The following is a 679-nucleotide window of genomic DNA, read 5'->3' on the forward strand; positions in this document are numbered from 1 at the left end:
GACCTCACCGGTAAAAACCAACGCGTCGGATTGGGGGGGGAAATCTGGGGAGACTATATTAAACTGGCCGCCAATGCTTATTATGGTTTAAGTAACTGGCAGAAATCCCAGCACTTTCAGGGTTATCATGAACGTCCCGCCAACGGTTATGACATTAATGGCGAGTTTTTCCTGCCGGCTTATCCTAACTTGGGCGGCAAACTGTCCTATGAGCAGTATTTTGGTGATAACGTGACGTTATTTAACCGCGACACCAAACAGAAAAACCCCAGTCTGGCTAAATTAGGTGTTACTTATACCCCCATTCCGCTGTTCACCATGGGCGTGGATTATAAACAAGGAGAAAGGGGTTATAGCGAAACCCAATTTCTGGCGAACTTAAATTATAAACTGGGCGTTCCCCTCCATGTACAGCTATCGCCAGAAAGCGTCGCGTCTATGCGGACATTAGCGGGCAGCCGTTATGATTTGGTAGAGAGAAATAACAACATCGTCCTTGACCACCAAAAACAGAACCGCCTGCAACTTTCTTTACCCAGTACTATTGTGGGCTATAGCCATGAAGTACACGCCCCGATTTCTGTAACCACTAACACCAAAGATACCGTCAAATGGCAGGAAAACAGCGCATTTACACAACATGGCGGAAAACTGACGCCGGATGCCGGCAATAAATTCA

General features: G+C 46.8%; 1 protein-coding gene. It reads left to right on the forward strand.

What is annotated here, in order from left to right; genetic code table 11:
- Nucleotides 1–679 (forward strand): inverse autotransporter beta domain-containing protein (locus FE394_RS19475; protein WP_319927963.1); only part of this gene is annotated, 679 nt, incomplete at both ends.

This window comes from Xenorhabdus littoralis, assembly GCF_033949345.1.
GTDB classification, from domain to species: Bacteria; Pseudomonadota; Gammaproteobacteria; order Enterobacterales; family Enterobacteriaceae; genus Xenorhabdus; species Xenorhabdus littoralis.